The organism is Dietzia sp. DQ11-44 (genome assembly GCF_014145205.1).
GTDB classification, from domain to species: domain Bacteria; phylum Actinomycetota; class Actinomycetes; order Mycobacteriales; family Mycobacteriaceae; genus Dietzia; species Dietzia natronolimnaea.
On sequence record NZ_JAALEC010000290.1, the window covers coordinates 1 to 3,691 of the forward strand.

Consider the following 3,691-nt stretch of genomic DNA (forward strand, 5'->3'; position numbering starts at 1 on the left):
GGCCCCGGCCCCGGCCCCGGCCCCGGTTCAAACGTAGCGGAAGTCCTCCCCGCGCGCCCACTGCACCAACCTGTCGGCGGTGTCCCGGCGCGAGGGCGGGTGGTAGCCGAACACCTGGACGGCCTCGAAGGCGTAGGCGAGCTCCGGGTCCTGCATGTAGGCGAATCCCCCGACGGCCTCGCGGACCATCGACTGCACCCTCACCAGTGCGTCGCGCATCGACCACCGGACCAGCGCGAGACGAGCCGAGACGTCGCCACCGCGAGCACCCTCGTCGAACTCGCGAGCCACCGCGTGCAGGGCGGTCCGCATGGTCTCGACCTCGGCGAGCGCCGAGGAGAACAGCTTCGGGTCGAGGCGGTCGCGATCGGTGAGCCGCTCGACCATACGCGTGGCCACCCCGAGATAGCAGGCGCTGATGAGCAACCCGAACCACAGGTAGCCGGTCATCTCGTGCACATCGTCGGGATCGTTCTCGGAGGTCAGGAAGACCATGTCGGACTCGACCCGGACGTCGTCGAGGATGAGCGCGTCGCTCTCGGCCGCCGCGAGGACGGGGCTCTTCCAGAACTCCTCCCGACGCAACCCCTCGGCACCGTCGAAGACCAGGACGACGGCCCGCTCGGAGTCGTCCACGAGGGCGCTCGCCACCAGGAGACTCATGGACCTCGACAGGCTGCAGGGGGCCTTGCGGCCGGAGAGGAGATAGTCGTCACCGTCCCGGCGGGCGGTCATGGTCGGGCGGAACACCGATCCCCCGGGGGAACCCTCGGAGAAACCGGAGGCCATCACGGTGCCGCCCTCGACCAGCGCCCTGATGAGGTCGCGCTCCTCCTGCGAGGCGTCCTCGGCGGCCTCGAAGAGGGTCGCGCACGACAGGTGGTGCATCGTGGTCGCGGCCGCGAGGGAGGGGGCGACCGCGCCGATGGCGGTCTGGAACCGCACCGCGTCGACCGCGCTCGCGCCCGCACCGCCCAGCGCGGTGGGGACGATGAGACTGGTCCCGCCGGTGTCGGACCAGTCGGCCACGGCGGTGCTCTGGGCGCCCTCGTTGGCGAGGAGGCCGTGGCCGTACAGGCGTTCTCGCAGCCCGGGGGCGTAGGAGTCGAGGGTCTGGTTCTCGGAGGTGAGGAGCATGGGGTCCTTTCGGTTCACGGTCGGGTGGGTGCGGGCTCGGGCCCGGATCAGCCGGCGAGCATCAGGCGGGCGGCCTCGGTGCAGTCGTACCGCGGCGTCCAGCCGGTGGCGTCCCTGAGTCGTCGTGACGTGGTGACCGGTTCTCCGCAGGTCACCCAGTGGGAGGAATAAGGCAGCAGTCGTAGCCGGAACCCGAGGTCGGCCAGGCGTCGGGCGGCGCTCAGCGGCACGGGGACGCAGACCGAGCGGTTGAGTCGGCACAGCTGGGAGACGGTGAGGGCGCCCTCGGGACCGAGGTTGAACTCGCCGTCCACGCCGGCGAGCAGCACCCGCAGGTACGCGTCGACGAGGTCGTCCTGGTGCAGGAACTGGAAGTAGGACTTCCCGGGGCTCGGGTGCAGGACGACGCGCGACCGCATGGTCTCCAACCCGGAGTTCGACATGTCGGGCCCCACCACGTAGGTCGGGCGCAGGACCGCCGTCGCCATGCGGCCGTCGGAGCCTCGTCGCCACCGGCGCACGTCCTCCTCCACGAGTGCCTTGTGGTGGAAGTAGTAGTGCTCCTCGCCGGCGCCGATCGGTGCGGTCTCGTCGATGATCTCGGGGCCGCCGCGGGGGCCGTAGGCGTTGATGCTCGAGGTCATCACGCACACCCGGGCGCCGGCGGAGTCGGCAGCGCGGAGGACCCGTCGGGAGCCGTCGACGTTGACGATCCGCGCCGACTCCTTGTCGCGCGGCTCCTCGACCATGAAGGCGCAGTGGATCACCGCGTCGGCGCCCGCGAAGACCTCGTCGAGGTCGTCGGAGGTGATGTCGACGGTCCGCTGCTCGATCTTCGGGTCCCGCACCCGCAACGGTGACCGCGCCAGGGCGACCACGTGGTCGACCTCCTCGCGGAGGATCAGACCGCGCAGGAGCGCGGTACCGAAATCACCGGACGCCCCGGTCAGGACCACCCTCATAGGGCGGAGAGCTCCCGGGTGACGGCGAGGATGTCGGCGATCGCCCTGGCGGCCTCGACCAGCTGCTCCTCCGTGTGGTCCGCCGTCACGCACAGACGGAGGATCGCACCGGTCGCCGGGACCGCCGGATGGACAGCGACACCGGTGTAGACGCCTCGCTCGAGCAACAGGTTCCACACGTGGACCGCGCGGAGGTCGTCGCCGACGGGAACGGGAACGATGGGCGACCACTCGTCGCCGGTGAGGCCGGAGGTGCACTCGATCCCCTTGTCGCCCAGTTCGGCCCGCAGCAGGATCGAGTTCCGGCGCACCGCCTCGGTGCGCGCCGCACCCTCGTCGGTCCGCATCAGCCGGATCGAGGCGAGGGAGGAGGCGGTCGCGGCGGGGACCGAGGACGTGCTGAAGATCATCGGCCGCGCCGTGACCCTGAGCCCGGTCACGAGGTCGGAGCTACCGGTGATGAACCCGCCACAGGAGGCCGAGCACTTGGAGAACGACGCCATGGTCACGTCCACGGCGTCCACCGTCCCGGTCTCCTCGACCCAGCCCCGCCGGGTCGGGCCGTACAGGCCCATGGCGTGGGCCTCGTCGACCATGAGCGCGGCGCCGAACGACCGGGCGAGCTCCGCGACCCCGGACAGGGGCGCGAGGCTGCCCTCCATCGAGTAGAGGGAGTCGACGACCACGAGGATCTGCTCCGGGGATCCGCGGCGTGCCGTGATCAGGGCATCCTCGAGTGCGCCCAGGTCGTTGTGGCGGAACGGGTGGACCGAGGTGCGCGCCATCCGCAGGCCGTCACGCAGCGAGGCGTGGGCGAACTCGTCGATGACGACCGCGTCCCGCTCGCCGACCAGGGCGCCGAGGGTACCGAGGTTGGTCTGGTACCCGGTCGAGAAGCACAGCGCGTCCTCGGTGCCGAACCAGTCCGCGATCTCCGCCTCGAGCTCCTCGTGCAGTGACATCGTCCCGTTGAGCAGGCGACTGCCGGTGCTCGCCGATCCGAACCGACGGACCGCCTCGGTGGTGGCCTCGATGACCTCGGGGTGGCGCGCCAGGCCGAGGTAGTTGTTGGAGCCGAGCATGATCCGGTCCACGCCCTGGACGTTGCTCGTCGCGCCGGTGCTGGAGTGCATCGTCCGGTAGTAGGGGCTCTGGCCCGCGTCCTGGAGGGTCGAGAACAATTGGACCCGTTCGTCTGTCGCGAGGCGTTCGATGAGTGGGTGGTTCACGGGAAGTCCTTCCTGTGGGATGTCCCGGTGGTTCGGCCCCTTCCGTGGACCGGATGGGTCGAACGAGTGAATCCTCACCGTCCGGGTCTCCTCACCGTCCGTGCGCTCGTCGCCCATCCGCCTCGGGATCAGGAACGAATGAGGGGGACGACTGAATGAGGAGCCCCATGAGTCACAGAGCCGAGCCCCGGACGACGCCGCGTGCTCACCGCCGACGGTCGGTCCTGGCGAGAGGGTGGCCGCTCGCCGCGGCGCTGATCCTGGCCGTGCTGGGAGCGCTCTCCGCCGGCGGCGTGGAGGAGTCCCTGACCCCCGGGGGGTTCCGCGCCGACTCCACGCCGTCCGCCGTCGCCGAACGGCGGA

The 3,691-nt window shown here is 70.8% G+C and carries 4 protein-coding genes; 1 reads left to right on the forward strand and 3 read right to left on the reverse strand.

The features are described from left to right. Positions 1-27 precede the first annotated feature (27 nt). From G6018_RS08040 to G6018_RS08050, 3 genes are read right to left on the reverse strand one after another with little or no spacing between them, the layout of a single operon-like run. Positions 28-1,137, reverse strand: coding sequence for an acyl-CoA dehydrogenase family protein (locus G6018_RS08040; protein ID WP_182639340.1), 1,110 nt, complete (start codon positions 1,135-1,137; stop codon positions 28-30). A gap of 47 nt (positions 1,138-1,184) precedes the next feature. After that, positions 1,185-2,099 carry an NAD-dependent epimerase/dehydratase family protein gene (locus G6018_RS08045; protein WP_182639341.1) on the reverse strand — a complete coding sequence of 305 codons (915 nt, stop codon included), beginning with the start codon at positions 2,097-2,099 and terminating at the stop codon, positions 1,185-1,187. Next, on the reverse strand, positions 2,096-3,328 hold the full coding sequence (locus tag G6018_RS08050; RefSeq protein WP_259846658.1) for a pyridoxal phosphate-dependent aminotransferase family protein: 1,233 nt from the start codon (positions 3,326-3,328) through the stop codon (positions 2,096-2,098). Before G6018_RS08050 ends, G6018_RS08045 begins: the two co-directional genes overlap by 4 nt. Positions 3,329-3,495: 167 nt before the next feature. Between G6018_RS08050 and G6018_RS08055 the strand changes: the two genes are divergently transcribed. Then, on the forward strand, positions 3,496-3,691 hold a 196-nt coding region (locus G6018_RS08055; RefSeq protein WP_182639343.1), incomplete at its 3' end, for a hypothetical protein.

Bases quoted from the DNA above. Each gene is read 5' to 3' on its own strand.
- G6018_RS08040 (WP_182639340.1), bottom strand. From the start codon at position 1,137: ATGCTCCTCACCTCCGAGAACCAGACCCTCGACTCCTACGCCCCCGGG.
- G6018_RS08045 (WP_182639341.1), bottom strand. From the start codon at position 2,099: ATGAGGGTGGTCCTGACCGGGGCGTCCGGTGATTTCGGTACCGCGCTC.